The organism is Exiguobacterium sp. K1 (genome assembly GCF_033721435.1).
GTDB lineage: Bacteria > Bacillota > Bacilli > Exiguobacteriales > Exiguobacteriaceae > Exiguobacterium_A > Exiguobacterium_A artemiae.
The window spans coordinates 119,132-144,588 of the sequence record NZ_JAOTIT010000006.1 but is presented as its reverse complement, the minus strand read 5'-3'; the positions used below and the strand labels follow the sequence as shown (position 1 = coordinate 144,588).

24 protein-coding genes are annotated in these 25,457 nt (G+C 49.2%); 9 read left to right on the top strand and 15 right to left on the bottom strand.

From position 1 onward, the window contains the following. Positions 1–67: 67 nt before the first annotated feature. Entirely contained in the window at positions 68–658 is a 591-nt protein-coding gene (locus N7U64_RS12910) for a DedA family protein (protein WP_318930002.1), read from the bottom strand. 193 nt (positions 659–851) lie between these two features. Between N7U64_RS12910 and N7U64_RS12905 the strand changes: the two genes are divergently transcribed. After that, positions 852–1,646 (top strand): NUDIX domain-containing protein, encoded by a 795-nt coding sequence (locus N7U64_RS12905; RefSeq protein WP_318930001.1) that lies wholly within the window; start codon positions 852–854, stop codon positions 1,644–1,646. 54 nt (positions 1,647–1,700) lie between these two features. Here N7U64_RS12905 and N7U64_RS12900 read toward each other — a convergent pair whose 3' ends face one another. Continuing rightward, positions 1,701–2,555: a VOC family protein gene (locus N7U64_RS12900; RefSeq protein ID WP_318930000.1), complete on the bottom strand. Its 855-nt coding sequence runs from the start codon at positions 2,553–2,555 to the stop codon at positions 1,701–1,703. Between the two features lie 120 nt (positions 2,556–2,675). Between N7U64_RS12900 and N7U64_RS12895 the strand changes: the two genes are divergently transcribed. Both N7U64_RS12895 and N7U64_RS12890 read left to right on the top strand, forming a co-directional pair. Next, positions 2,676–3,047: a helix-turn-helix domain-containing protein gene (locus tag N7U64_RS12895; protein ID WP_318929999.1), complete on the top strand. Its 372-nt coding sequence runs from the start codon at positions 2,676–2,678 to the stop codon at positions 3,045–3,047. Positions 3,048–3,128: 81 nt separating this feature from the next. Next, positions 3,129–3,899 (top strand): nucleotidyltransferase domain-containing protein, encoded by a 771-nt coding sequence (locus N7U64_RS12890; protein ID WP_318929998.1) that lies wholly within the window; start codon positions 3,129–3,131, stop codon positions 3,897–3,899. Between the two features lie 53 nt (positions 3,900–3,952). On the opposite strand, the gene N7U64_RS12885 is transcribed toward N7U64_RS12890, so the two are convergent. Together N7U64_RS12885 and N7U64_RS12880 are read right to left on the bottom strand one after the other, a co-directional pair. After that, positions 3,953–4,882: an NADP-dependent oxidoreductase gene (locus N7U64_RS12885; RefSeq protein WP_318929997.1), complete on the bottom strand. Its 930-nt coding sequence runs from the start codon at positions 4,880–4,882 to the stop codon at positions 3,953–3,955. 101 nt (positions 4,883–4,983) lie between these two features. Further along, a complete protein-coding gene (locus N7U64_RS12880; RefSeq protein WP_318929996.1) occupies positions 4,984–6,342 on the bottom strand; it encodes a methyl-accepting chemotaxis protein in 1,359 nt (452 codons plus the stop codon). Between the two features lie 261 nt (positions 6,343–6,603). Between N7U64_RS12880 and crcB (N7U64_RS12875) the strand changes: the two genes are divergently transcribed. Together crcB (N7U64_RS12875) and crcB (N7U64_RS12870) are read left to right on the top strand one after the other, a co-directional pair. Next, the gene (gene crcB / locus N7U64_RS12875) at positions 6,604–7,005 is read left to right on the top strand and encodes a fluoride efflux transporter CrcB (protein WP_318929995.1); all 402 of its coding nucleotides are present in this window, start codon (positions 6,604–6,606) and stop codon (positions 7,003–7,005) included. Further along, on the top strand, positions 7,002–7,358 hold the full coding sequence (gene crcB / locus N7U64_RS12870) for a fluoride efflux transporter CrcB (protein WP_318929994.1): 357 nt from the start codon (positions 7,002–7,004) through the stop codon (positions 7,356–7,358). Before crcB (N7U64_RS12875) ends, crcB (N7U64_RS12870) begins: the two co-directional genes overlap by 4 nt. A gap of 64 nt (positions 7,359–7,422) precedes the next feature. Here crcB (N7U64_RS12870) and N7U64_RS12865 read toward each other — a convergent pair whose 3' ends face one another. From N7U64_RS12865 to N7U64_RS12815, 11 genes are all read right to left on the bottom strand, one after another. Continuing rightward, on the bottom strand, positions 7,423–8,277 hold the full coding sequence (locus N7U64_RS12865; RefSeq protein WP_290829247.1) for a DegV family protein: 855 nt from the start codon (positions 8,275–8,277) through the stop codon (positions 7,423–7,425). A gap of 71 nt (positions 8,278–8,348) precedes the next feature. Continuing rightward, complete coding sequence (locus tag N7U64_RS12860; RefSeq protein WP_318929993.1) at positions 8,349–9,377, bottom strand: aldose epimerase family protein; 1,029 nt, start codon at positions 9,375–9,377, stop codon at positions 8,349–8,351. A gap of 102 nt (positions 9,378–9,479) precedes the next feature. Continuing rightward, on the bottom strand, positions 9,480–11,162 hold the full coding sequence (locus tag N7U64_RS12855) for a LytS/YhcK type 5TM receptor domain-containing protein (protein ID WP_318929992.1): 1,683 nt from the start codon (positions 11,160–11,162) through the stop codon (positions 9,480–9,482). Between the two features lie 176 nt (positions 11,163–11,338). Then, complete coding sequence (locus N7U64_RS12850; protein ID WP_318929991.1) at positions 11,339–12,652, bottom strand: hemolysin family protein; 1,314 nt, start codon at positions 12,650–12,652, stop codon at positions 11,339–11,341. A 34-nt stretch (positions 12,653–12,686) separates the two neighbouring features. Further along, positions 12,687–13,064, bottom strand: coding sequence for a MerR family transcriptional regulator (locus N7U64_RS12845; RefSeq protein ID WP_318929990.1), 378 nt, complete (start codon positions 13,062–13,064; stop codon positions 12,687–12,689). Between the two features lie 160 nt (positions 13,065–13,224). After that, a complete protein-coding gene (locus N7U64_RS12840) occupies positions 13,225–15,357 on the bottom strand; it encodes a (Fe-S)-binding protein (RefSeq protein WP_318929989.1) in 2,133 nt (710 codons plus the stop codon). 271 nt (positions 15,358–15,628) lie between these two features. Further along, the gene (locus tag N7U64_RS12835) at positions 15,629–16,684 is read right to left on the bottom strand and encodes a zinc-binding dehydrogenase (protein WP_318929988.1); all 1,056 of its coding nucleotides are present in this window, start codon (positions 16,682–16,684) and stop codon (positions 15,629–15,631) included. Between the two features lie 42 nt (positions 16,685–16,726). After that, positions 16,727–17,167: an NUDIX hydrolase gene (locus N7U64_RS12830; protein WP_318091238.1), complete on the bottom strand. Its 441-nt coding sequence runs from the start codon at positions 17,165–17,167 to the stop codon at positions 16,727–16,729. Positions 17,168–17,239: 72 nt separating this feature from the next. After that, on the bottom strand, positions 17,240–17,659 hold the full coding sequence (locus N7U64_RS12825; RefSeq protein WP_290829231.1) for a hypothetical protein: 420 nt from the start codon (positions 17,657–17,659) through the stop codon (positions 17,240–17,242). Beyond that, on the bottom strand, positions 17,649–18,071 hold the full coding sequence (locus tag N7U64_RS12820) for a DUF1934 domain-containing protein (RefSeq protein ID WP_290829229.1): 423 nt from the start codon (positions 18,069–18,071) through the stop codon (positions 17,649–17,651). Before N7U64_RS12820 ends, N7U64_RS12825 begins: the two co-directional genes overlap by 11 nt. 111 nt (positions 18,072–18,182) lie before the next feature. Further along, entirely contained in the window at positions 18,183–19,883 is a 1,701-nt protein-coding gene (locus tag N7U64_RS12815) for an alpha-glucosidase (protein ID WP_318929987.1), read from the bottom strand. A gap of 357 nt (positions 19,884–20,240) precedes the next feature. On the opposite strand from N7U64_RS12815, the gene N7U64_RS12810 reads away from it, so the two are divergent. From N7U64_RS12810 to N7U64_RS12795, 4 genes are all read left to right on the top strand, one after another. Then, the gene (locus N7U64_RS12810; protein ID WP_318929986.1) at positions 20,241–21,680 is read left to right on the top strand and encodes an NAD-dependent succinate-semialdehyde dehydrogenase; all 1,440 of its coding nucleotides are present in this window, start codon (positions 20,241–20,243) and stop codon (positions 21,678–21,680) included. Continuing rightward, entirely contained in the window at positions 21,677–23,302 is a 1,626-nt protein-coding gene (locus N7U64_RS12805) for an acetolactate synthase large subunit (RefSeq protein ID WP_318929985.1), read from the top strand. Before N7U64_RS12810 ends, N7U64_RS12805 begins: the two co-directional genes overlap by 4 nt. A 5-nt stretch (positions 23,303–23,307) precedes the next feature. Further along, positions 23,308–23,634 (top strand): bacillithiol system redox-active protein YtxJ, encoded by a 327-nt coding sequence (gene ytxJ, locus N7U64_RS12800; RefSeq protein ID WP_012369172.1) that lies wholly within the window; start codon positions 23,308–23,310, stop codon positions 23,632–23,634. Between the two features lie 231 nt (positions 23,635–23,865). Further along, positions 23,866–25,398: a DHA2 family efflux MFS transporter permease subunit gene (locus tag N7U64_RS12795; protein ID WP_318091234.1), complete on the top strand. Its 1,533-nt coding sequence runs from the start codon at positions 23,866–23,868 to the stop codon at positions 25,396–25,398. Positions 25,399–25,457: the final 59 nt, after the last annotated feature.

The window sequence follows — 25,457 nt, the reverse complement described above, 5'->3', positions numbered from 1 at the left end:
TGAAGGGGATGTTGTTTTGTACAGAACAATCCTGTCGAATCCTGGATGTAAACAGTATTCAACAGCATTATTCCGTGACAAATTCTTCTTCTTTTTTTAAACGATTGCGCCGTTTCGCGTGCACGACACCGGAAATAATAATCGTCAATAACACCGCAATAATCAGCAGTACCATACTTGGATGTTCACTTAACCACATTCCCAGTTCCGACCAGGTGACAGCTTCACCGATTCGAACAATCAAGAATGTCCATAATCCGGTGTACAGCCCTGCCGCCACGAATGTCATCGCCAAATAACGGGGTAACGGATAACCGAGTAATCCGGCAACATAATGGATCGGATGGCGGACTCCAGGTAAGAAAAAGGACAAACCGATCGCCCATAATCCACGGCGTTCTAAAATCGATTCAGCCTGCTCCAGGAATTTTGATTTCATCAACCGTTTGACGAGCGGAATTTCACGGAAAAAGCGTGCCAACAAGTAAAACCAAGCAAAGGCAATGAAAAAGACAGGCCATGCAACTAACCAAATTAAAATCGGATGCATGCCTTCGCGGATCCGTAATGCGGCGTATCCCATCATCAATACATCGTCGGATAACGGGGTAAACATGATACCTCCTGCTAGCCGGACCAATGCCATAACATCCACCATTCTCTCACGTCCTTTTTTTCTCTCTATAAGTAAAGTATGCCCGTTTTTTCTTGAGTTGAGGCCTCTTCTTTTCTTTAGTTTTTCTTTTCTCGCAAAATGCATGTCGAATTGGAGGAACAGGCAGGGATATTCCATCTGATACGAGAAGGTAGTCAAGGAACGTAACTGCTTAAAAGATAGAGGAGGAATTTCCATGTTACATCGCCGGAAGACCTATACGATTCGCCCGGAACGACTGCAGGAATTTACCGAGTTCTTTCACACGTATCTCTACCCTTTACAAATCAGTCACGGTGCCCGCCTTGTCGGTCGCTGGGTGAATGAAGCAGAAGATGAAGTCATCGCCATTTGGGAATACCGCGATCGCGAACATTACGAACAAGTCGACCGGGATGTCCGTGGCAGCACGTTACGCCGCGAAGCCATGAAAAAACGCGCCCGTCTCGGGAAAAACCTTTATATTAAATCAACGGAAGACTTTTTGACGGCAACCGGCGTCTATGCTCCGCCACGTGCCATCGTCAGCGTCACCGCTTATATCACGAACGAAGCCGGCGAAGTCCTGCTCGTCCGCAATCTCCATCGTGGTGACACGTATGAAATGCCGGGCGGCCAGGTCGAGAACCACGAATCGATTCTCGATGCTGTTAAACGGGAAGTCAAAGAAGAAACGGGAGCTGATGTCGCAATCGAAGGCATCACCGGTATCTATCAAAACGTCTCGAGCCACGTCCTGTGCGTCGCCTTCCGCGGTACGTATACCGGCGGAGAGCTCCGGCCGCAAGAAGGCGAAACGGCAGAAGTCGGTTTCTTCGACTTGAGCCGGGACAACATCGACAAGTATATCAAACGGGAACACTTCCAATTGCGGACGCTTGACGCGATGGATCCGCATTACTTCCCGCATGCCCTTTATAAAGTCCGTCCTTACGAACTGATCAGCCGTTATGACGGCAATGCCCCATCAGCTTTATCCGGTCAAAATTAAAAGACGTCAAAAAAAGCGATTTCGATGACGAAATCGCTTTTTTCTATGGAATCATCAGGTTTGAGCCATTAAACGAGCGGTAATACCGGCATCATCTGTCACGTAAATCGCGTCTGCTTGCCGCGTCACTTCATACGGTGATTGCTCCAGTGCTGCGACTGCTGTTTCGCGCGAAGCCGCATCCGGATAAATCAGTGTCCAGTAGGTCAGGCCAACAGCATCAGATGGTGTTTTCGGTGCATCGACACCCGCCCAGACATTTGTTCCAATATGGTGGTGGTAGCCGCCGGCAGCAAGGAACAATGCCCGCATCCGGGAAGCATCCGCTGCGACATCAAATCCGAGTGTTTCCACATAAAACTTCCGCGCTGCTTCAAGTGACTTCACATGGAAATGGACATGTCCCATAACGGTATCTGCCGGCATGCCGTACCAGTCTTCCTCTCCCGCCTCGACGAGCATACTTTGCCAGTCGACCGGATCCGTCGTCATTTTGACATCCCCATTTGCTTCATACGTCCACGTATCACGCGGACGATCGGCATAAATCTCAATCCCGTTTCCGTCCGGATCAGATAAATAAAACGCTTCGCTGACGAGATGATCGCCTTGTCCGAGTTCGATCCCTTGAGCAATTAAGTTGCGGATGACAAACCCGAGTTCTTTCCGGTTCGGTAATAAAATCGCGAAATGATACAGGCCTGCTACCGAATTTTTTGGAAGTTGTTTTGCCGTACTGTGTTGCTCCAGAATGACGAGCGGTGTCGTCTTCGCTCCGAGTGTTGCCGTTTGTTCGTCTTGTGTTAAAACCGTTAAGCCCAGTGCATCGCGGTAAAATGCAATCGATTGTTCCAGATTGGTAATCCGTAAGCTGACCGGTCCTAATGTAATGTTTGGATTGATGTTCATCTTGCTTCCTCCTCATAAGTTCGCTTCGTATCTTCATTATCAGTCAGAAGTGACAGGAACGGAAGTAGGCACAAAGAAGTGGTATAGTATCCTAAACGATACCATGAAGGAGGAACCGCCATGGAAAAGACACCAAGCTGCCGTGTCGAGACGGCACTCGAGATTTTGACCGGGAAATGGAAACCCTCGATTTTACTCGAATTGATTACACACGACACGCTCCGGTTCAGTGAATTAAAACGGAATCTCCCGAACATCACGCAAAAAATGTTAACCGCTCAGCTCCGGGAACTCGAGGTGAACGATATCGTCCACCGGGAAATCTATCAGGTCGTCCCGCCCCGCGTCGAGTATTCGCTGACGGACTACGGTAAAACACTGATTCCTGTTTTAAATGCCATCAATGCCTGGGGTGAAAAGCATGTCGAGCATTTGGCTCAGAAAGACATGCTTCAAGATGTCACTATTTCTAGTACCAGCGATTCATTTTAAATGAATCGCTCTTTTTTATGGGATATTCTGCCTTATTTCACGTATACTGACGGAATAGACTAACATAAGGGAGCGAAACCCATGCATCAACTTCATGCGATTGAACAGTTAGTAGCACGCTTAAAGCAAGATCCGGCTGTCGAAGCGATTTTTCTGAAAGGTTCATTTGGACGCGGTGAAGAAGATGTCTATTCGGATATCGACCTTTACTGTTTAGTATCCGAAGAGCGGATGGCGAAATTTCTAACCCGTAGGTTGACGCATCTGTCCGTCTATCGTCCGATCATCTGGAAAGACGACATCTTCATTGTCGCGCCGCAACTGATTGTCGTGTACGACGATCTCCTGCATGTCGATCTGTTTACCGTCACCCGCGAATCGTTGAACCATTCCGATACGATTCGTGTCCTGTATGATCCGAAAAGACAACTCGATGCGTACGTCGAGACCTCTTCTTTGGCACTCGGGACACAAGAAGCCGCTGATGAAGCGATTGATGCTGTCTGGTTCCTGTTCCAGTATCAAAAAGCAGCCGGTCGCGGGAATGCCTTATGGGCGGTCGAGATGTTACGCAGCGCTCTGCTTAAATTCGCGAAAGTCTTATTGCACCGGTATGTTCCCGAGCGGGCGCAACTCGGCTTAAAAACAGTGGCTGACTATTTACCGGACACGCCGCGCCTGCGTCTTGAAGCGATTTATAACGTCCTCGTTCCAGCAACGCATCACGAAGCGGCTCGTCTTTACCGGGAATCGTTACAGGCTGAATTGCCACACTTGCAACAGATGCTGATTGAGCATCCGGACACATTACAGTTACTCGACCGCTTGCTCGAATCCGAACAAGTCTGTTAAATGACACACAAAAAGCCGGTTCCTTCAAAAAGGAAACCGGCTTTTCATCTGGCTCACTTCACTTTAATGACAATTTTCCCTTTCGCATGACCTTCTTCACCGTAATCGTGTGCTTCTTTGATTTGATCCAAATCAAAAATCCGATCGACAACCGGTTTTAATTCCCCGCGTTCAACGGCTTGTGCGATATGTTGCAGCCGCTCGCCTGTCGGTTGCATGAAGACATACGCGACACGCGCGTCCGCCTGTTTTGCCTGTTCTTCATCCGGCGGTGTCGAGATGGAGACAAGCATGCCGTTCGGTTTCAGCATTTGATACAATTTTGCTTGTCCGTCGCCGCCCATCGTATCAAACACAAAGTCCAGATCACGGACAGTTTCTGCCGGATCTTGTTGTTTGTAATCAATGACTTCATCCGCTCCGAGCGCTTTGACCCAGTCGACGTTTTTGGTGCTGGTTGATGTAATGACGTGCAGACCGTGTGCTTTTGCGAGCTGGATGGCGACTGTCCCGACACCACCTGAACCGGCCCCGATAAAGATTTTATCTCCTGCTTTTGCATCCATCACTTCAAACATGACCTGCCAAGCTGTATGCGCGACGAGTGGCAACGACGCGGCTTCTTCAAATGTCAGGGCTTCCGGTTTCTTGACGACCAGATGGGCGTCGACTGCCACATACTCGGCATACGTTCCTTGACGGGCAATATCCGGACGACTGAAGACTTCATCGCCGACTTTGAAATCCGTCACGTTCGCCCCGACTTCTTCGATCACACCAGAGACATCCCAACCGATAATCAGCGGCATATCATAACTGAGCATTTCCTTTAAGTATCCTTCACGCAGTTTCCAATCAACAGGATTGACGCTTGCCGCATGAACCGCAATCAATACATCATCTGCGCCGACGACCGGACGCTCGAGTTCCCCCACTTTAAATTGTTCCGATCCGCCATACTGTTCAATATAAGCTGCTTTCATGTCATTTCCTCCTCTGATTGTTTTACCTTTTAACTGTTCCCCTTCAAGACTTGTGACAAACGAAAAAAGTGTACCGACTCGTCAGAATCGGTACACATGTGTCAGGCATGAGCGGTCTGTTGAAGCGTCAAGGCCGTTGCATTTAATGTATGAATGGCCTGTTGCAGGTCATTAATCTGTTCGACTTGTGAACGCGTCAAACCGGAGAGTTGATCACTGCTCGTCAATAATAGATCCATGAAGGCATCGAGTTGTTCCGTTGCCTGCGCAATATTCGAAAGACTATTGGTAATCGTCACGAATTGTTGCTGTGCTCCGCTGATTGCTTGCACGGAATCGTTCGAATCCGTCGCAATCGTCTGCAGAGCATCTTGGCTGCGTTGCATCCGGGCTTCCTGCTCCCGCAACAAGCTCGTACTGGCATCAATCGAATTGCCGGTCTGCATGACATCACGATCGACCCGTTCGATGATTTGATTGATTTCCGTTGAAGCGGCTGCTGTCTGTGCCGATAAATTACGGATTTCCTGCGCGACGACGGTGAATCCTTTCCCGAACTCACCGGCACGTGCCGCTTCAATCGAGGCGTTTAAACTGAGTAGATTGGTTTGCGTCGCGATCGCATTGATGCTTGAAGTGATGGTGACGATCTCTTTGAAACGTCCCGCCAGCTGACCAAACGCCGTAACGGATTCGTCCATGCTTTCTGTCAGTTGCTGCAACGACTCACCGGCTTCACTGATCGTCTCGCGGCTTTTTTCCGCTGTAGTCTTCGATGAAGAACTGAGCGCCAGTGCCCGGTCGACTGCTGTCGTCACATCCGTCATCAACGTGACATTATCCGTATTCATCTGTTTAATCTGTCGGACGGATTGAGCATTTTTCGACGAGTTAGCGGCTAACATCTGCATCGCCTGATCAATTTTTTCAAATGACCCTTTGGCCGTATCGACGGTTTCGCTCATTTCTTCCGTAAACGTCGTCACATCAGTCGCGGTCGCAGCTGATTGCTCGAGCGTCAATTGCGAGCTTGTAGCGTAATGCTCCGCTTTCTCTTGTTGCCGTTTGACTTCCCGCATGACATTTCGACCGAAAACAGCAACAAACGCAGCTGCCGAAAAGACCATCAGGTAGATGACAAATGCGACAATCATATCAAACAGATTCGGAAACTGAATCGTTCCAAAAACCGTAAAGAGAATCAGTTCCAGTAATCCGAGCAATCCCGCCCATACAACTAAATGGGGAATAAGATAGACGACTGAAATCGTCAAATACAGATAAGCAATCGTCCAGATACTTTGAGACGGTAAGGTCACAAGGACAAGTGCCAGCACCAGGTAGGTCAAGACGATTTGAATATATTTTCCGCTGAGCTGATCGCCAAAAAAACGGTTTCCGGCCAACAAGGCGATGGTTAGTAAGAGACCTCCGGCTAAAAATTGATAAAACACACTCATGGGGACATAGTCCAATTGAACAAAAATGAAAATTAAGGGATGTGCGATTGTAATTAATGAGGCAATAAGACGAGAGAGGATTTTCGTACTCAATCGTTCAAGCGGTGAGACCATCTGCAAAACTCCTTCTGTTGGATTCGTACCCTTTCTTATCGTCTGTTTCGGAGCAGACGTGAAGCGTTCCGTCTAACTTTCATAACTTGACGCTTGTTTTCAGAAAAGCGTATGGTAAATACAAAACTGACAGAAAGGCGGCTTCAGATGTTATATGTCTTAGTCGGACTGGCCGGGATCCTTGGCGCCTCTGCCCGGTACGGTCTCAGTCTTCTTATCACTCATTTTGCTGCTGGAACATTCCCATGGGCGACGGTAAGCATCAATCTGCTCGGCTGTTTCGTCTTGGGGTATGCGACGCACTTTTTGTTTAAGACGACGTTGCTTCATCAATACGCCATGACGGCACTCGGGACCGGATTCGTCGGTTCCTTTACGACCTTTTCGACGTTCAGTGTCGAATCGGTTGAACTGTTACGGGCCGGCTTTTACGGTTACGCCTTGATATATATCCTCATCAGTTTGTTCGGCGGATTATTGATGTCTTACTTCGGCTACGCTCTCGGGACGAGACGGTTACGTCTGTTCCAAAAGGAGGAGGCTTCATGAATCTTCTTGCGCTTGCGACTGGTGCTTTTTTTGGTGCCATCAGCCGATTTGCTCTCAGCCAATGGATGAAAACATTTTGGAAAAAGGATTTTCCGCTCGCGACATTCGGCATTAATATTCTCGGTTCCTTTTTACTTGGTCTCGTCATCGGTTCGCATCTCGATTCGACATGGACGTTACTGCTCGGAACGGGTTTTCTCGGCTCCTTTACGACGTTTTCGACGTTTAAGCTCGAGACGTTGCAGCTCGTTCAGAATCAAAACAGAAAAACACTGGTCCTTTACCTCGGACTCAGCTATCTTCTTGGCATCAGTGCCGCCTTTTCAGGTATCATTGTTTCATCGAATAGCTAAAAAAAAGAACCAGGACTTGCCCCGGCACACGGGAACAATTCCTGATTCTTGTTCGTTCTTATTTTTAGTCGTTCAGCCAGAACAAGCCGACCGTTTCTGCACCGGCATGTGTGCCGATGGCCGGACCAAACGTTCCATCGAGGACCGTCAGTTCCGGGAATTTTGTTGCGACTTGTGTCCGTAAATCAGCTGCCATCTCAGGTGCCATCGTCGTCGCCACATAAATCCGGTTTTTGTAAAACGTATGCTGACGCATCGCTTCTTCGACCTGTTTAATGATTTCGATGTAGGCTTTTTTCAGAGAGCGCGCTTTTTTAAACGGAACGACTTTCCCCGCTTCATCCGTCGTAATGATTGGTTTGATGCTGAGCAGGTTCGCAAGGAACAAATCACCGGACGAAACGCGTCCACCGCGGCGCATCGTCTCCATGTTTCCGACGATCATATAAAAGTGGGTTTTCTTCGCCAGTTCATGTAAAGCCGTTGTGATTTCCTCGACTGACTTGCCTTCTGCTTCAAGCGCCATTCCGATCCGGATGAATTCCTGCTGGTTCTCAAACGCCGTATGGGAATCGATGATATGGACCGGGAAGCTTGCTGCTTCCGCTGCTGAAGCGGAACTTTGGACTGTACTCGACAGACCGTTCGTACAGTGAACCGCAATCGCACAGTCGTATCCTTCTTCTTTCAGGCGTTCATACGTTCCGACGAATTCCCCGAAAATCGGTTGTGAGGTTTTGGCGACTAACTTCTTGTCTGCCTCAAGCGCCCGAAATAACCGTTCGACGGTAATCGTGTCTTCATTGTAGGCTGTCTCACCAAGTAAAATTTGAATTGGTACGACATTGACACCGATGGCTTCCGCTTCTTCCTTTTTGAAATAGGCCATACTATCGGTCACCCATGCTATTTTAGTCATTTTCCTATGCCTCCGTTAGATTCTTCTCGCTTTATCCTACCACATTCGCTTCGGATGTTCGCAAAAAAACGTTACTGCACGCGACTAAATTGGAAGGTTGTCCGCTTTTTATAGACTTCGCCGGCCCGCAAGACAACAGACGGAAAATCCGGTTGATTGATGGCATCGGGCAACCCTTGCGTCTCAAGACAAATCCCGAGATACGGCGTCGCCCGGCGTCCGGCAATCGTAAAATCACCGCCCAAATGATTTCCGGTATAGACGACGACACCCGGTTGATCGGTCTTAACACGTAACACCCGGCCGCTGACCGGCTCTTCTAAGACAATCTCGCCGCCTTCTTTCAGTAAAAAAGGATGGTCGACACCGCTGCCGGCCTGACGCAACGCTTCGTCACTTGCATGTGTCACTTCATACAACGGTCGGGCTGTCCGGAAGTCAAAGACGGTCTCATTGACGGATAAAATCTCGCCGGTCGGAACGGACTCTGCATTCAATGGAACATAAAACGGAGCATCCATCCGGAGACGGTGCTGCTCAATCGTCGTTTTCGCATTTCCCGTCAAATTAAAATACGTGTGGTTCGTCGGACTGAACGGTGTCGAGGCCGTCGTCGTCGCGTGGTACGTGATGATCAACGCGTCGTCATCCGTCCACTCAATCGTCAATCGGACATCGAGTTGGCCCGGATAACCGTTTTCCCCCTCCGGACTCGTCAAAAGCAGATGCAACCGTTCGCCGTCGATTTCATAATCGAAAAAGCGGTTCGACCAGTTGATGCTTCCTCCGTGAAGGTGATGTTCGCCTTCATTTTGTTCCAGAATGTAGTTCATCCCTTCTAATGCAAACGCACCGTTGGCAATCCGGCCGCCAACCCGGCCGATGGTTGCCCCTAAGTGATGGGGATCCTCTAAATATTCTTCCATATCATCAAAGGCCAAGACGACGTTCTCAATTGTCCCGTGTTGATCCGGAACACGGATTGCCGTGATTTTCCCGCCCAGATTGAGTAATTCCACGCTGTGTCCGTTACGATTCATCAATGTAAAAGCGATGATCGGCTGTTCGCCGGAAAAACCGACTTCTTTTGTTGTAATCACGCGCTTATCCTCCTGTATCGATCTACTCTTGCTTTCATTTTTACCCAGGATTGGCTAAAAAAAAACAATCGTTCAATTCCGGTAATCCGAATCAAACGATTGTTACACCTGGTCAGTCGTAAGAGGCAGCACTAGTTTCAGCCGTGTTCCACCGGGACGGGAATGAATCATACAACTCGCCTGTTCACCGTATCGCCGGTGAAGGGCACGTCGTAATAAAAATAAATTACTTGTATCCATTTTTTTATCCTGCTCCCAGCGCTTCAGGAATTCAGCCGGTACGCCGACTCCGTTGTCCGATACTTCAAGCACCCAGTGTGTGTCTTCCTGAAATGCCCGGACATCAATCCGGTGATACGGACCGTTTTGTGGAAAAGCATGACGTAATGCATTATCGACCAGCTGTGTCACGAGCAACGGAAAAACAAAATGTTCTTCAACGGTCGTCTCGATGTCTAAATCAATCGTGACCGCTGCCGGTGTCAATGGATGGTGGCGGCGGATTCCTTCTAACGACAAGTACGATTTTAAGGTCAGTAATTCTTCACGCAAAGGATACAAATCGGTTCGCCGTGCCGTCGTGAGCAGCTGCCGCAAAGCACCGAGCTGATGTTTGACCGGGCTATCCGGATCCGCTGTCTGATGGATTTCATCGACGATACCGAGCAGGTAGTTCGGACTCAGAATCGGTTTAATGCTCGTGTTCGGAAATTGATTCAGTTGCTCCTCTTGATGAACAACGAGTTCGCGTGCCAAGAGCTCCACCAGCTGTTCCATCGTCCGTTCCATCGTATCGTCGAACAGATGGGCCGGAAACCAGCAGACGATACCAGCCTTTTTGCCCTCGATCAGTAAAGGATGAAACGAGACGATTTGACGCGTCAACTCGTCTTCCGACCGGTAGACGACCCCCGACTCCACCCAGTCCAAAATCGTCTGATGCCGGAACAAATCGGCTGTATCGTGTCCCGTCCGGACATCAGCCAAAATCCCATCCGGTCCAAGCAAAACGACCCGATTGATTTTCGTTTCTTCCAGGATGGTCGATCCGATTTGCCGGGCGACATCAACCGTCATGCCATTTTTACGTAGCGGACGAATCGCATCCAGTAAACGATAGGAACGTGCGGATTCGCGAACGAACAATTCGTTCTCGAGCTTCAATTGCGTCCGTAGGATGGCGATGAAGACACTGATTCCGACTGCATTCGTAAACAACATCGGGAAAACAGCTTGACGCGTCAACTCCAGGACACGTGCCTGGTCTGGTGCCAAAATCAATGCCACTCCGATATCCAGAATGACGGCACTTAAGACGATGCCAATCGGTTGGAGCAAGGAATAGCCGTCTTTCCTGCGCCACTGGCGGCTGTACAATCCACTCAACAATCCGGTTCCGACCGCAATGATCCAGGCCGATTCCGCACCGGATGCACCGAGATAGTAGCGGTGAAATCCGACGAGTACTCCGGTCAGACCGCCGATGAGCGGACCACCGAGCAGACCGCTGGTGACGATGATCGTCAATCGGGTGTCGACAATCCATTGCTCCGGTGAAACGGCTAACCCGAGTAACGGATCAATCGTTTCGTCCGTCGAAAGACCGATTCCGGCATAGTTCATCAAAATACCCGATACTACAAACACACTCAGTAAAATAAAACGATGACTGCGGCGCGATGACGTTTGAAACAAATGGCGTGATATGCGCCATTGTGACAATAAAAAAGCCAATAGGGCTAACATGCCTAAGCGGCTGAGTAAAAACGGGATTTGCTCGAGCACTGGACGTCTCCCTTCTCAGAAAAAATAATTTTTCCTCTCCTTACTCTTTCCCGCTCCCGCCCCCGTTTCCCTACTACGATTTGCCTTCTTTACACAATCAGTCGGTTTTTAAGTTTTCACCTGATGATTTGTCCAGAAAAAAAGCACCTTTCGTAGAGGACGAAAGGTGCTGTCATTCATTCCGCTCGTTCGAGCGGGTGTAACCACAATTTGATCTGGTTGATTTGATAGTTCTCCATCTCCATCACTTCGACCGAGAAGGATTCCGTATCAATGTGTTCTCCCGGTTGCAGATCGATGTTGTGCATCTGGATCCAGCCGCCGATCGTATCGACGTCTTCATCGTTCGTAAACGTCAAACCGAATCGGGCTTCGAGATCTTCAAGCAACACGGTACCGGCAACGAGGTATTCATTGTTCGGCAACTCCTGGATTTCTTCGACTTCATCCGTATCAAACTCGTCCCGGATTTCACCGACGATTTCTTCGAGTAAGTCTTCCATCGCGACGATTCCGGCCGTTCCGCCGTATTCGTCAACGACAAGCACAATGTGCGAACGCGTCTTCTTCATCTTCCGCAACGTATCTTGCAGCGACGTCACTTCCGAGACGACCGGTAAATCCTTCACATAATGCGTGACCGGATGATTGTTTCCATTGGCGAAGTCCGTCAACATCTCTTTAACGTTGATGTAACCGAGAATCCGGTCTTTATCATTTTCTTCCGTCACCGGATAACGGGTGAAGGGATTGTCCATGAAAATTTCCATCAGTTCGTCTTTAGACAACCTTTCAGAAATCGTTGCCATCCGCATCCGCGGTACCATCAAGTCTTTGACGACGTGCTCGTCAAACGCAAATACGTTCTGCATGAGCGCAAGTTCCGTCTGATTGATTTCACCGCTTTGAAAACTTTGTGCCATGATGATCTTCAATTCATCTTCTGAGTGGGCTTGTTCGTGACCCGCCGGTTTGACACCGAATAATCCAAGGAACAATCGGGCTGAACCATTGAGTAACCAAATGAACGGATACATGATTTTCCCGAAGATATACAACGGACGGGCAAACAGCAACGTCATTTTTTCCGCATATTGAATCGCCAGCGTCTTCGGAGCAAGTTCTCCGATGACGACGTGCAGGAATGTCACGGAAATAAAGGCAATCCCGAATGACAACAAGGTCGAGACGGCAGCCGAAACACCGAATTCATCAAACACCGGATGCAGGATTTTTTCAACGGTCGGTTCACCGAGTGCCCCAAGACCAAGTGCCGTCACTGTAATTCCCAGCTGACAGGCCGACAAGTAATAATCGAGGTCCCCGGCAATCTTCTTCGCCAGGATGGCACTCTTGTTCCCTTCCTGAATCATCTGATCCAACCGGGACATCCGTACCTTAACGACTGCAAACTCTGATCCGACGAAAAACGCTGTCAACACAATCAATAACACCACTAAAAATAAATTGATAAATAATATAGTATCCAAAATCCCCTAAACAGGGGTCACCTCCATTTTATTGTTACAGCTGCGCAATCAGGGAAGCAATCAATGTCAGACGTTGAGACAGTTCGAGACGAATCTCCTGTTTCTCGTAGTCGGTCGATTGCAATAAACGCTGTTCGAGTCCGTTGACGCTCTCTTGAAGCTGCTGCACTTCTTGATAAATGGCATCACCCGTTTTGACTTCACGCTCCGTGAAGAAAGCAAGAATCTCTTGCAGGGACAGCCGTTGTGTCTTCAAATATTCAATCTTTTGAATATGCTGGATGACATCTTCTGTATAGAGCCGGTAACCGGCTGCCGTCCGCTCTGTTGTTAGTAAACCGAGCGATGTATAGTAGTCGATGGTCCGTTTTGATAAGCCGGTGGCCTGCGCGACCTGACCGATTTTAAGCAACGCCTTCCCAAAGATCCTCACCTCCCATTCCGTTAGATAGTAATTTCATCATATCACGGTTAAACCGTACACAACAACGTTATGCTTATTCGAAGACAGTAAAAAACGTATCCTCCGATGAGAGAATACGCTTTGGATTTTCCTTTCAATTTCACAGATATCAGTTCGTGACGGCCTCTTTGACCGGTGTTCCGACGATCGACCGTTCGAGCAACTCGACGACATCGTACGTCGCGACCTGTTCATCGACTTCTTTCGCCTTCGTTCCGTCGCTGAGCATCGTCAGGCAGTACGGACAAGCCGATCCGATGACGGACGGCTGGACCGTCAACAACTGTTCGGTCCGGGCGACGTTGACCCGGGCGCCGACTTTTTCTTCCTGCCACATCATCCCGCCGCCGGCTCCGCAACACATGCCTTTTTCGCGGTTACGTTCCGTTTCGACAAGCGTGATGCCCGGAATCTTCTCTAAAATATAGCGTGGTGCATCGTAAATATCATTGTAACGGCCGAGGTAACACGAATCATGGTAGACGACCCGTTCGCTGACCTCATGGATCGGTGTGATCCGTTTGTCGTCAATCAACCGGGCGAGCAGTTCCGTATGGTGATAGACTTCGACGTCCGGACTGAGACCAAAGTCCGGATACTCGTTTTTGAACGTATTATACGCATGCGGATCGATCGTGACGATCTTTTTAACATCATATTTCTCAAACGATTTGATGTTCGCCTCTGCCAGTTCCTGGAACAGCACTTCGTTTCCAATCCGCCGTGGTGTATCGCCTGAGTTTTTCTCATCGTTTCCGAGAATCGCAAACGAGATGTTCGCTTCGTTCAGGATCCGCGCAAACGCCATCGCAATTTTTTGGCTCCGGCTGTCGTACGACCCCATTGCTCCGACCCAAAAGAGGTATTCGAACTCTTCGCCGGCTTTTTTCTTCTCTTTTGCCGTCGGCACGACCAGCTCTTCGCGCGTCTTGCGCCAGTTTTCACGTTCTTTCCGGTTCATTCCCCACGGATTTCCTTGACGTTCGATGTTGGCCATCGTCCGTTGCATTTCCGGGTCCATCTTTCCTTCCATCATCACGAGGTGACGTCGGAGGTCGATGATTTTATCGACGTGCTCGTTCATGACCGGACATTGATCTTCACAGTTCCGGCATGTCGTGCAAGCCCAAATTTCTTCTTCCGTGATGACGTTGCCGATTAATGAATCCGGTACGATATCCATCTGCCCGGCTGCGGCAAGTGACGCGATTTGATTGCCTTGTGATCCTTCGAAGGCGAACGCCGGTGCCCACGGTGATTTTTGGGTGATGGCGGCTGTTTTCATATTGAGATGATCGCGCAGTTTAACAATCAGGTCCATCGGTGACAGCATTTTTCCGGTTCCGCTCGCTGGACACATATTCGTACAGCGGCCGCATTCAACACAGGCATATAAATCAACGAGTTGCTTTTGGTTGAAATCTTCAATCCGGTTCACCCCGAAGCTGAATTCCGCTTCGTCGTCTTCCGCTTCTTCCATCACCGACAGATCGATCGGTGCGAGACGCCCGACTTTTGATGTCCGGCCGAGCCAGACGTTGGCAGTTCCGGCAATCAAGTGGGCGTGTTTACCTTGCGGGATGTAGACCATGAAGCTGAGTAAGAACAAGAGATGCGCCCACCAGAAGAAGACAAACAATCCGAAAGCGACTTGCTCCGGTACCCAACTGAACAGGAAGGCAATTGCTGACGCGACCGGTTCACCGAACGTCGAATGATTTTCATAGACCAGGAAAAATCCGTTTCCGAACAGCACGGCGACCATCAGACCACCGATGAAAATCAAGGCCAGACCGGCCATGAAGTTCCGTTTCAGACGGACTAGTTTCTCGACATAGCGGCGGTAGAATCCCCAAACGACCGCAACCAAAATGACGAGCATGACGATTTCCTGGAAAAACGTAAAGATCGGATACAGCGGACCGAGCGGAATATGCGGGAACCGTTGTCCGACGGCAAGTCCCTTCCAGATGAAATCAACCGCCCCGAATTGGACGAGTAAAAATCCGTAAAACATCATGACGTGAATTGTACCGCTTTTCTTATCCTTCAACAGTTTCTTTTGTCCGAAGACGTTGACGAGAACCGCGTTCAGACGTTCTTTGTTCGTCAGCGTCCATTCCGCTTTTTTCCCCCGGCGAATCGCTTCGTACCGACTCTTGACGAGCGTGACGAATAAATAGCCCGCGTACCCTGCGACGAGCAGGAAGGCGATCCAGTTAATCAGTAAAAATGTCCCCATGAAACAAGCCCCTTTCCCCCTAAAGCCATTATTTGATATGAGTATAGCATATAATGAATGGCTATTCATTCATTATTTTACTGTTTTTTCTGACAGACTTTTAGAATGGGAGCTTCCGTACAAAAAAATGTGTTTCCTCCCTCGCTTTCCTCAGGCGAGGCGTAAGCCGCGCCTCCTTTGTCCAAAGGACTTGGAGTCGGGTCTTACCTGCCTCTGACAGCGCGGATAAACGCGCTGTTTCCTGTAGGAGTCGAGTGAGTACACACATTTTTCAAGCAAGATTGTTCTGACCTTGATCCGGTATCAACACGATTTTTCCGAGCTTTCCTGATTTTTTAAAGTAGCTTTGTGCTGCTGCCGCTTCTTCAAGCGGAAACGTCCGATCAATGACCGGTTCGAGCTTCCCGTCCGCAATTGCTTTAAGCATCCGTCCGAATTCAGCCCGTGTACCAAGCACTGAACCGTAAAACGTCAAATGCTTCAGATACAGCGTCCGGAAATCGAGTTTCGTCTGTTGTCCACCGGCCGAGCCGGAAATACAGAACTTGCCGCCGTTTTTCAGGACCGCCAGAGTCGTCTTGAATAACGCATCCCCGACGACATCGAGTACGGCGTCAACTGGTCCGCTGTTAGCAAGGATGTCTTCTGTCAATTGATCGGAACGGTAAGACACGACGTGTTTCGCCCCAAGACGCTTCAATTCCTGTTCCATCTTCATGTCGCCGACAACCGCAATGACGTCCGCCCCGAAAACCCGCGAAGCGATTTGAACGTTCAACGAGCCGACACCGCCGCTTGCTCCCGTTACGAGAACAGTTTGTCCCGGTTGCAGCTGGAGTTGCTCGTTCATATGCCATGCCGTCAAGCCACTGACGGAGAAAACAGCACTTTTGACGTAATCGTCAAGCGGCATCTCGTAACAGAGCGCTGCCGGCCAGACGACATACTCGGCGTATCCTCCGTCATATTCCGATCCGATGAACGCCATATCTTCACTGATATGTTCCGTCCCGTCTGCGCCGCCCGAGGTAAAGGGAAATAGGACAACGTCTTGACCGATTCGTGATTTATCAACACCGTTCCCGACTTCAATGATCCGTCCGCTAATATCAGAACCCGGGACACGCGGAAATTGAACGCCTTCCGGTTTCCAGCCCGACTCACGGTCCGTTCCGTATGCCCCTTCGCGCATCCAGATTTCCGTATTGTTGATCCCGCAGGCCTTAACCTCGACCAGTACTTCCCCGGCATCCGGTTTCGGCATCGGACGTTCCACAACTTCGAGTTGCTCGACACCGCCGTATCCGTTGACTTGAACAGTTTTCATCTTATCGCCTCCGTCTCTTACTTTCTCTACTCTCTTACCCCGTTACCAAACCATTTGTTCATACAGATAATAAGATTTCGATGTTCCGCTCAAATAATCTTTTAACGGTTCCAGTACGTCACGGTTCAGGATATACTCTCCGAGCTGCTCAATCGGTACCCACTGATTAGCGACGACTTCCCGGTCAGGATCATCTGGTAACAACTCGCCTCTGACTGTGCACTCAAAATAGGTGACGAGACTGTGAGCGTTAAACTGTTCGATGAAATTTTCCGTGACGTAAGCCAGTTCGAACGTTTCAACAGACAGGCCGGTCTCTTCTTTCATCTCCCGTTCCAAGGCTTCTTTCAGCGTCTCACCGTCTTCAATCACACCACCCGGTAGACTCCAGACGGCTTCCGCTCCTTCCGCCTGGTTTTGAACGAGTAAAAGCTGGTTCTGCTGTCTGACAATCCCGACTACAATCCGGTATAACGTTCTCATGAGAAACCTCCTTTTATTAAAAAAAGCAGTTCCCTTCAAAATTTCTTTGAATGGAACTGCCGTGGCACATACTTATTCTAATCCAAGCGATTGCGGTAATTTTACAGCACGCGCATACGCCGTTTTGTAATCTTTTTTTGCGACAGCCTGTTCGACTTCGCGGATGGCCGGATGATTTTCTTCCGAAAACGCTCCTAAAATCGTCAAGTACCGTTCGTAGACCGAATCATCTTCTTTACGGGCATGAAGCAATGCCGTATAGAGCATGACCGTATCTTCTCCGTACAGGACCGGTAAGTCTTCGTTGATCAACAGCAACGAATCAATCGCGTCGGAATCGACCTTCGAATTGTATTCTGTCATGACCTGTTCTGCCAATGCTTCGAGCTGATCGCGCCATTCATTGTATTTCGGCTCGTCATTTTCGAGCCACTCGAACCAATCTTCTTCGAGCATCTGTTCCATTTCTTTTACGGTTTGTTCAAACGCCATGTGTTTCACTCCGTTCCCAAGTTAATTCAATCGTATACAGGCCGACCGGCTGATGGTTCATCATCAGATCGTACTGGAATTGCATCCGTTGTTCTGTCATTTCGATGGTAGCTGTTTCCGTCTCCATCACCATTTGGCCAAACTGGCTCTCGTAACCGCTTTTGGTTTTTTGACCCAAAATGAAGACGTGGTGCATCGAGACCGGACCTTTCCGGTTCAGGGCAACCTGATCGTGCGACCACTTGATGGTCGTATCAATCGGTTGTTCCTCTTCTTGCATGAATTTCAGAGCAAACCCGTCTTTTGTTTCAAACAAGGTCCCTTCTGCTTCTAATTCAACGGACTCCCGCATCGCGTCATCTTGAATCGATGTCACTTGGCGCAGGCGGACCGGGTAACGTACTGGTTTCACTTCTATCACCTCATCGTCTAGCGTACACGATTTTCTTCTGTCCTGCATCTTCTTGATTTCTTTTCGCGACAGCAAAAGCTGGATTTGGCGTCTGCCAAATCCAGCTTTGTTTTAACGTACGCGGTACAGACGGGCTTCAAACGGTTGAAGCGTCAATTCTGTTCCTTCGTGGTATGTCGTCTCATAGTTTGCCAGTACGATATTATCCGAATGAAGAATGATGTCGGTATCGACTTCCGCCACTTCGTCTTTCAGGTTCGTGACGATCAGGAACTGTTCATTTCCGAGCGTCCGTGTGTACCCGTAGACTTTTGTATCTTCCGGAAGAATGAGATCGTATTCTCCGTAAATCAATGTTTCTTCCATCTTCCGGATTTGAATCATCCGTTTATAGAAGTTCAGAATCGAATCTTCATCGGCTTGTTGCGATGCGACGTTAATGTCGGCAAAGTTCGGATTGACGCCGAACCATGGCGATTGCTCCGAGAATCCGCCGTTTTGTTCATTCGTCCACTGCATCGGTGTCCGTGAATTATCACGTGACGAGTTCCAGATGACTTCCATGATTTCTTCATGGGTTTTCCCTGACGCGAGCTGCATGTCATACATGTTTTTCGTCGCGACATCATCGTAGTCGGAGATATCCGGGAACTGAACGTTCGTCATCCCGATTTCCTGCCCTTGATAGATGAACGGTGTGCCCTGCATGAAGAAGTACATCATCGCAAGCGACTTCGCACTCTGCTTCCAGTACTGCCCTTCATCTCCCCAAAGTGAAACGGAACGGACTTTATCGTGGTTTTCAAGATAAAGCGCATTCCAGCCCGTTTCTTCGAGCCCTTTTTGCCATTTTGTTAAGACATTTTTCAGCTTGACGACGTCGACACCTTTTTCAGCATCCGCCCGCCAAAGATCCATGTGCTCGAACTGGAAGACCATGTTCATCTTACCGTTTTCTTCGCCGACCCAAAGATCCGCTTCTTCCGGTGTCACACCGTTCGCTTCACCGACCGTCATGATGTCGTATTTCGAAAACGTCTCGTTTTTCAATTCTTCAAGGTATTCGTGGATACCTTCGACGTTCATGTGCATCTCAAACGACGGTACATGCGGCATCCCGAGTGGGTTCGGGAGATCCGCGTACGATTGATCTTTGTTGATATGGCTGATGGCATCAATCCGGAAACCGTCGACGCCTTTGTCGAGCCACCAGTTGATCATCGTATAAACAGCTTGACGCATGTCTTTATTCCGCCAGTTCAAGTCCGGCTGACGGCGTGAGAAGACGTGGAGGAAGTACTGCTCGGTCTTTTCATCGTATTCCCAAGCGGAACCGCCGAAGATACTTTCCCAATTGTTTGGTTCGCCGCCGTTGACGGCATCTTTCCAGATGTACCAATCGCGTTTGTCGTTGTCTTTTGATGAACGCGATTCAAGGAACCACGGGTGTTCATCCGACGTATGGTTGACGACCAAATCAAGCAGGACTTTGATGTCACGTTTATGCGCTTCTTTCATTAATAAATCAAAATCGGCCATTGTTCCGAATTCGTCCATGATGTCTTCGTAATCACTGATGTCATATCCGTTGTCATCATTCGGTGATTTAAACATCGGGCAAATCCATAATACATCGACTCCGAGATCTTTCAGATAATCCAATTTTGCGATGATACCCGGGATATCGCCGATTCCATCATTGTTTGCATCATAAAAGCTGCGTGGATAGATTTGGTAAGCAACGGCTTCTTTCCACCAAGCTCGTGTAAGTGTTTTTTGTGCCGTTTCCGGGCGCGGTATCATTTGTGTCATTGTGGATAAATCCTCTCGTATTTCAGTCTTTGTTGTCCGTTTTTTTATAGTAATCCTCGATGTTTTATGTCGTTTCTCGGTAGATTTCACTTAAGCGCAACCGATTGCGCAAATACCCTATATTCATCTTATCAAACCTAGTTGGAATGTCAATGATTCGAGACATTCTCCATCACTTCACATTTCATTTCTTTACGAATTATTATTTAGAAAATACATTACATTTACTGAATTATCCTACACTGTTTATCGGTCAATTTCTAGCCTTTTGCACAACCTTTTTCGGAAAAGCGAATCTTTTTTTCAATCTTCGGGTATATCCTTAACAATGCGAATTAAAAAGGGGGATTCTGTAAGATGAATGGGAAGTTTTTAATCAACGGACAATGGCTCGATCAGGGACGTGAACGGACGGATGTCAAAAATCCGGCGACAGGTGAAATCGTCGGCAGTGTACCAAACGGGACAAAATCCGATGTCAACGATGCCGTTGAAGCGGCTCATAACGCTTTTCCCGACTGGTCGAAGCGAACCGTTTATGAACGGGCCGCTCTTCTCGAAAAATTGTATGCGAAGATGCTTGAGAAAAAAGATGAATTGGCCCGCTTGATGACACTCGAGATGGGAAAACCGCTTGCGGAATCGGAAGGTGAAGTCGAATACGCGGCAAACTTCGTCAAATGGTTTGCGGAAGAAGGAAAACGGGCCTACGGGCGCATCATCCCGTCACACGATGCAACGAAACGCCTCCATGTCATCAAACAACCGGTCGGAGTCGTCGCCGCGATTACCCCATGGAACTTCCCGGCTGCAATGATTACCCGAAAATTAGCACCGGCGCTTGTCGCAGGCTGTACATTTGTCCTGAAACCACCAACGGCTACTCCGTTGACGGCACTCCGGTTGCTTGAGCTCTGCCAGGAGGTCGGGATTCCGGACGGCGTCGTCAATGCCGTGACCGGAAGCGGGAAAGACTTGGGCGAATCGCTAGCGACACATCCGCATGTCGCCAAAATCACGTTCACGGGGTCGACGGAAGTCGGTCGGACGTTGATGGCTCAAGGTGCGGAGACCATCAAAGCGATGTCTCTCGAACTCGGTGGACATGCTCCGATTCTTGTCTTTGACGATTGCGATCTCGATCTTGCCGTCAGAGAAACGATTAAATCGAAGTTCCGTAACGGCGGCCAGACGTGTGTCTGCGGTAACCGGATTTATGTCTCGGACTCGATTTATGATGAATTCGTCGAAAAGCTCGGTCAGGAAACAGCAAAACTGAAAACCGGCAACGGACTCGACCAAGACACAAAAATCGGTCCGATGATCAATAAGGCCGGATACGATAAGGTCAAAAAACATGTCGATGACGCCACTTCGGCCGGCGCCCGTATCGTGACCGGCGGATCCGGACAAACCGACGACGACAATGATGTCTACTACTATGAAGCAACAGTGCTCGCTGACGTCACGCCGCACATGCTGATCATGAACGAAGAAACGTTTGGTCCGGTTGCACCTGTCCAGCGAGTCAGTTCAGACGAAGAAGCCGTCCATTACGCCAATCAAACGCCGTTCGGTCTCGCTTCTTATGTCTTTACGAACAACTATGTCCGCGCTTTTAAAGCTATCGAGCATCTCGATTACGGGATCGTCGGATGGAATGACGGTGTGCCTTCAGCTGCCCAGGCTCCTTTCGGCGGCATGAAACAGTCCGGCGTCGGTCGCGAAGGCGGATCGGAAGGTCTCGAAGCCTATCTCGAGACAAAATATGTATCGATTGGCGGACTCGACCAATGAACGCGGCCGAACGGTTTGTCCAGTGTCTGGAAGCCGAAGGCGTCACCCATATCTTCGGTGTACCTGGTGAAGAGAACATCACGCTGCTCGAAGCCATCAGTAAATCGGATATCACGTTCATCACGACACGCCATGAGACAAACGCCGCCTTCATGGCGTCGATGTTCGGTCGGTTAAGCGGACGTCCCGGTGTCTGTCTGTCGACGCTCGGTCCCGGCGCAACCAATATGATGACGGGAATCGCCAGTGCGACGATGGATCACTCGCCTGTCGTCGCCATCACCGGACAAGGTGCGACGTGGCGCCAGCATAAAGCATCCCATCAGATGTTTGATTTGGTCGAGATGTACCGGCCGATTACCAAATCCAGTACATCGATTGTTTCCGGTGAAGTCATTTCTGAAGTCGTTCGCCAGGCTTTCGCAAAGGCTGTTTCCGAAAAGCCCGGTGCGACGCATCTGTCGTTCCCGGAAGATATCGCAAAAGCCGATGTTGATGCCAAGACACCGATTTTACGCGACAGTCCTCCAACCTTCCTGCATCCGACATCGGTTGCGGACAGTGATGTCCTGTTACGAATCGAACAGGCAGAACGTCCGGTCGTGATTGCCGGATTCGGAATCAGCCGCAGCGGGGCGACAGAGGCTTTCCGCGCTTTCGCCGAACGATTGGGGGCTCCCGTCGTCGAGACGATGATGGGAAAAGGCGCCTTGTCTTCATTACACGAGCTGGCCGCCCATACGATCGGCTTGCCGAACGCCGATTACAATCAACGGATTCTTGATCAAAGCGATTTAATTATCGCGGTCGGCTACGATATCACGGAACTGCCGCCTTCGAAATGGAATCCGGAACGGACACCTGTTTTGCACATTGATACCAATCCGCATGAAATTGATCAATTTTATCCGGTTGTTGCAAATTTGATCGGCTCGATCCCGGATATTCTGCACCTGCTTTCGGAAAGCATTCCGAATCGTGCCTGGACCGGCTGGCAACAGGACCGCGAGCGCTTGCGGCAAGAAATCCAGGCGACGTATTCCCTCGCCCTCCCGCTCCATCCTCAAAGCATCGTACGTGAACTCGAGCAGGCAACCGGCGAGGACGGCATGATTTTTTCCGATGTCGGAGCGCATAAAATATGGCTCGGACGACATTTTCAGACGACCCGTCCCAATCAATTGTTCATCTCTAACGGGTTTTCTTCGATGGGCTACGGCTTGTCGAGTGCGATTGCCGCTAAACTGTTGCACCCGGAACAACGTGTCCTCTGCGCTTCAGGAGACGGTGCCTTTTTAATGAACGGCCAGGATCTCGAGACGGCTGTCCGGCTCAAGTTGCCGATCGTCGTCATCATTTGGCGCGACGGTACCTACGGGTTGATTGAATGGAAACAACAGCAAGCTTACGGTCGTGCACCTTATATCGAATTCGACAATCCGGATCTCGTTCAACTGGCTACCGCCTTTGGTGCACTGGGTCTGCGTGTCGGGGAACACGGTACTCTATCCAGTTGTCTCGAACAGGCTTTTCTGAGTGACGGACCCGTTTTAATTGACTGTCCGGTCGATTACAGGGAAAATCTGAAGTTAAGTGACCGTCTACGGACTTATGGAGGCTGATAAAAATGACTCAACTCAGAAAACTACAATCGATTTCCGACTTCGACCAATTCGTTTCCGAACACCCAACATTTGTGATTTGTAAACACAGTACGACGTGCCCGATCAGTTCGGCCGGTTTTTCCGCCTATACGAAATATGCGGATGAGACAGCAGTTCCGACTGCCTATTTATTGATTCAGGAAGCACGGACGTTATCGAATCACATCGCAGAACATTACAACGTCCGGCACGAATCACCGCAGGTCTTGTACATTCAAGACGGACGAGCAGTCTGGACGACTTCTCACTATGACATCACATCAGACGCTTTACACACACATGTCGGGTAATCCGACCCCGTTTCGCCAAACGTGCGCTCTCTCCTGTTGCAGTTTACACAGGAGAAAGCGCACGTTTTTTAATGAACCAACGTTCGATTCACGCCCGTCTCCTTCACAAAAAATAAAATTACCTTTCTTAGCTATTAATATTTGTAATTCAAGCTAAATCAGATTAAGATAGACAACAGATATAACGACCGTATAGAATTGTGTACTGTTAGTTCATTAAGGAGGAAAACCATGTCACATGAAAAATCTGCTACCGCTCGCCCCCCTTACGGCATCCTTGCCGTATTGATGATCGGTGCCTTTATTGCATTCTTAAATAACACCTTACTCAACATCGCCTTACCTTCGATCATGAAGGATCTGGAGATTGAAACGTCAACGGTCCAGTGGTTATCGACCGGTTTCATGCTCGTCAACGGGATTTTGATTCCGACTTCTGCTTTCTTGATTCAAAAATTCTCGGTCCGCCGTCTGTTCCTGCTCGCGATGACATTGTTCTCTGCGGGTACGATTCTTGCCGGATTTGCGGACGCTTTCCCGGTCCTGCTTGCCGGACGGATGATCCAGGCTTCCGGATCTGCAATCATGATGCCGCTTCTGATGAACGTCATGCTCGTCAGCTTCCCGATTGAAAAACGCGGAACGGCGATGGGCTTCTTCGGTCTCATCATGATGGGGGCTCCTGCAATCGGACCAACCCTATCCGGTTGGATCATCGAACATTACGATTGGCGGATGTTGTTCCACTTCATTACACCAATTGCTTTGATTGTTCTCGTTGCCGGCTTCGTCCTGCTTCGTGACGTCAAAGAACGTTCTGACGCAAAACTCGACTTTATGTCCGTCGTCTTATCTTCATTCGGATTCGGCGGTCTTCTGTACGGTTTCAGCTCTGCCGGTTCAAAAGGTTGGGATAGTCTCCAAGTCATTTTAGCGTTAGTCATCGGGGTCGTTGCACTCGTGACGTTCATCATGCGTCAATTGAGAATGGAACGCCCAATGCTCAACTTCAAGATTTACCGTTATCCGATGTTTGCTTTATCGTCCGCCATCTCGATCGTCGTGACGATCGCCATGTTCTCCGGGATGTTATTGTTACCGATTTATGTTCAGACGATTCGCGGTATTTCTCCGCTTGATGCCGGTCTGATGTTACTGCCTGGTGCGATCCTAATGGCGGTCATGTCACCAATCAACGGAAAACTGTTCGATAAAATTGGCGGTCGTCCACTCGCCATCACCGGCCTGTTCATTACGGTTGTCACAACCTATCTTTTCAGCCAACTTAAAATGGATACGACGTATACGCATCTCATCGTCCTTTATTCCCTCCGGATGTTCGGGATGTCAATGGTTATGATGCCGGTCTCAACAAACGGTTTGAACCAATTACCGACCCGTTACTATCCGCACGGGACAGCGATGAATAATACGTTGCAACAAGTCTCGGGTGCCATCGGAACAGCGTTGCTCGTTACGATTATGTCGACGCATGCAAAAACGCGTGGTACGGAACTCGCACAAGAAGCAGCGAAAAACATGACGAGCCAACCAACAGCGGAAGCTGCTGCCGCGATGAAACAACAAATCGTGATGCAGGCAACGCTTGATGGAATCAACTATGCGTTCTTCATCTCAACGTTCATCGCCGGTCTTGCGTTTGTCCTCTCGTTCTTCATCAAACGGTCGACACAAGCGGAAGATATCATCAGCAATCGTTCATTGAACGAACAAATCATTAAACCGCAAGTTTCCAATCAATAACATGATTCGTTGTTGAGCCAACAGCGTACCAGAGCAAGGGACTGACTTTTGAGTCAGTC

Coding starts and splice junctions, on each gene's coding strand:
- N7U64_RS12910 (WP_318930002.1), bottom strand. CDS start 658: ATGGTGGATGTTATGGCATTGGTCCGGCTAGCAGGAGGTATCATGTTT.
- N7U64_RS12905 (WP_318930001.1), top strand. CDS start 852: ATGTTACATCGCCGGAAGACCTATACGATTCGCCCGGAACGACTGCAG.
- N7U64_RS12900 (WP_318930000.1), bottom strand. CDS start 2,555: ATGAACATCAATCCAAACATTACATTAGGACCGGTCAGCTTACGGATT.
- N7U64_RS12895 (WP_318929999.1), top strand. CDS start 2,676: ATGGAAAAGACACCAAGCTGCCGTGTCGAGACGGCACTCGAGATTTTG.
- N7U64_RS12890 (WP_318929998.1), top strand. CDS start 3,129: ATGCATCAACTTCATGCGATTGAACAGTTAGTAGCACGCTTAAAGCAA.
- N7U64_RS12885 (WP_318929997.1), bottom strand. CDS start 4,882: ATGAAAGCAGCTTATATTGAACAGTATGGCGGATCGGAACAATTTAAA.
- N7U64_RS12880 (WP_318929996.1), bottom strand. CDS start 6,342: ATGAGTGTGTTTTATCAATTTTTAGCCGGAGGTCTCTTACTAACCATC.
- crcB (WP_318929995.1), top strand. CDS start 6,604: ATGTTATATGTCTTAGTCGGACTGGCCGGGATCCTTGGCGCCTCTGCC.
- crcB (WP_318929994.1), top strand. CDS start 7,002: ATGAATCTTCTTGCGCTTGCGACTGGTGCTTTTTTTGGTGCCATCAGC.
- N7U64_RS12865 (WP_290829247.1), bottom strand. CDS start 8,277: ATGACTAAAATAGCATGGGTGACCGATAGTATGGCCTATTTCAAAAAG.
- N7U64_RS12840 (WP_318929989.1), bottom strand. CDS start 15,357: ATGGGGACATTTTTACTGATTAACTGGATCGCCTTCCTGCTCGTCGCA.
- N7U64_RS12835 (WP_318929988.1), bottom strand. CDS start 16,684: ATGAAAACTGTTCAAGTCAACGGATACGGCGGTGTCGAGCAACTCGAA.
- N7U64_RS12830 (WP_318091238.1), bottom strand. CDS start 17,167: ATGAGAACGTTATACCGGATTGTAGTCGGGATTGTCAGACAGCAGAAC.
- N7U64_RS12825 (WP_290829231.1), bottom strand. CDS start 17,659: ATGGCGTTTGAACAAACCGTAAAAGAAATGGAACAGATGCTCGAAGAA.
- N7U64_RS12815 (WP_318929987.1), bottom strand. CDS start 19,883: ATGACACAAATGATACCGCGCCCGGAAACGGCACAAAAAACACTTACA.
- N7U64_RS12810 (WP_318929986.1), top strand. CDS start 20,241: ATGAATGGGAAGTTTTTAATCAACGGACAATGGCTCGATCAGGGACGT.
- N7U64_RS12805 (WP_318929985.1), top strand. CDS start 21,677: ATGAACGCGGCCGAACGGTTTGTCCAGTGTCTGGAAGCCGAAGGCGTC.
- ytxJ (WP_012369172.1), top strand. CDS start 23,308: ATGACTCAACTCAGAAAACTACAATCGATTTCCGACTTCGACCAATTC.
- N7U64_RS12795 (WP_318091234.1), top strand. CDS start 23,866: ATGTCACATGAAAAATCTGCTACCGCTCGCCCCCCTTACGGCATCCTT.